The organism is Candidatus Acetothermia bacterium, from assembly GCA_024653305.1.
Classification (GTDB): Bacteria; Bipolaricaulota; Bipolaricaulia; order Bipolaricaulales; family Bipolaricaulaceae; genus JACIWI01.
In genome coordinates this window covers 1-1,932 of the sequence record JANLFW010000057.1, presented here as the reverse complement: position 1 = coordinate 1,932, position 1,932 = coordinate 1, and the positions used below count along the sequence as shown (strand labels likewise).

Below are 1,932 nucleotides of genomic sequence, written 5' to 3'. Positions count from 1 at the left end.
CCGCGAGCTACATCCTCCATGGTCTTCCGACCGGGCTTCCCGAGGAGCCAAAAGGAGAAGGGCCATGAGCTCGCCGATTGGGCGGTTCTTCGTCCGGTTCGTCCTCCCCCGGTGGAGGCTGGGGCTCGGAGAGCTTACCTGGATTGGGCTCGGCCTCGTCGTCGCGTTGCGCGGGCTTTTTGCCTCCCTCGAGCAATACCTCACCGTGGTGATCGAGGAGGCCTTGGTGGCGGATGTGGAGAACGCATTGGTCCGGCATCTTCTGGCCCTTCCCCCGCGTTCCTCCAGGAGCGGGAGGTGGGCTACCTCATGGCCCGGGTCCGGAGCGACCCCACCGTGGCCAAGGCCTTTTTCCTTGGCGCCTTGGCCTTGCTGAACAACGCGGTATTCCTTGGCGTGGGGGCCGGGCTCCTCTTTTGGCTGGACTGGAAATTGGCCTTGGTGGCCGCGGCCGTCCTCCCCGCCCTGGCCTTTGCCTCCCAAGCCCTCAACCGGCGCCTCCAGGCCCTCGCCAGGAAATCCAGGAAGGGGATGCCCTCGTGTCCAAAGAGCTCGGGGAGGGGCTCGCCTCCGTCCTCACCACCAAGCTCCTTGGGCTTTCTGCTTGGGTGGAGGGCAAGATCGCCCAGGCCATCGGCCGCCTTAAGGGGGCGAACGTCCGGACGAACACGGTGGGGGCCATGGCCGGAGGGATGCTCACCTTCATCGTCGAGGTGGGGCCGGTGCTCCTCCTCTGTCTTGGGGCCTGGCGCATCATGCGGGGCGACCTCTCCCTGGGGACGGTGATCGCCTTTGTGTCCTTCATCGGTTACCTCTACGGGCCCACCCAGTCCATCATCACCACTTTGGGCCTCCAGCGGGCGAGGGTGGCCGCGCGCCGCATCCTCGAGATCTTGGACGAGGTGCCGGAACCCTCGGGGAACGCTCCGCTTGCGGTCCGCTCCGGTCGGGTGGAGGTGGACGGGGTTTCCTTCACGTATCCCAACGGCACCGTGGCCTTGCGAGATGTTTCCCTCCTGGTCGAGCCCGGGACCTGGGTGGCCTTGGTGGGCCGGACCGGGTCGGGGAAATCCACCCTGCTTTCCCTCCTCGTGCGCCTCTATAAGCCTTCCCCAGGGACGATCCGCATCGACGGCCAAGACCTGCGGGCGGTGGACCTCGCCTCCCTGCGCAGAGAGGTGGTCCTCGTGACCCAGGATGTTTTCTTGTTTTCCACCACGATCATGGAAAACCTGCGGTGTGGCGACCCGACGATCTCGGAAGAGGAGGTCCTCAAAGTTACCCGGCTCCTTGGGGCTCACGATTTCATCGCCGAGCTTCCGAGCGGCTATGAGACAATGGTTGGGGAGCGGGGGGTGAAGCTCTCGGGCGGCCAAAAGCAGCTTTTGGCTTTGGCTCGGGCCGTTTTGCGGCGGCCGCAGATCCTGCTTTTGGACGAGGCCACTTCCGCCATGGACTCACAGACCGAGGCCAAGGCCTTGCGGGCTTTGGCGGAGCTCACGCCGGGCAAGACGGTGATCGTGGCCGCCATCGCCTGGCCACGGTGCAATCCGCGGACCGGATCTTCGTCCTGAAAGATGGGCGGGTGGTGGAGGCCGGAACCCATGCGGATTTGATCCGCAGGTCCGGGGAGTACCGCGCGATCTTCGAGGAGCAGCTGGTGGCCGCGGAGGGGTGAGAAAGGGTGGGCCGATTCCAGTTCGAAATCTTCGTCCGAGTAGGGGAAATGGGCGAAGCTCGCGATTGCCATTGTCCATGCGATTGTCAAGCCGGCGGGGGCACCGGGGCCGGTGAGGGAAGCGGAGGGAAAGCCAGGAAATGGAGGCCCGCCAAATCAGACGTAAAAAAGAGAGGAGGTGACCGAGGAGGAGAAGGTATCAGATCAATTTCGCCGCGGGTACCTTTCCCAACCCGCAGCCCTTGGGATGCGGT

At 64.8% G+C, this 1,932-nt stretch carries 2 protein-coding genes; both read left to right on the top strand.

What is annotated here, in order from left to right; genetic code table 11:
- The first annotated feature begins 64 nt into the window (after positions 1-64).
- The gene (locus NUV94_08185) at positions 65-376 is read left to right on the top strand and encodes a hypothetical protein (GenBank protein MCR4392713.1); all 312 of its coding nucleotides are present in this window, start codon (positions 65-67) and stop codon (positions 374-376) included.
- A 163-nt stretch (positions 377-539) separates the two neighbouring features.
- Positions 540-1,574: an ABC transporter ATP-binding protein/permease gene (locus NUV94_08180; protein ID MCR4392712.1), complete on the top strand. Its 1,035-nt coding sequence runs from the start codon at positions 540-542 to the stop codon at positions 1,572-1,574.
- Positions 1,575-1,932: the final 358 nt, after the last annotated feature.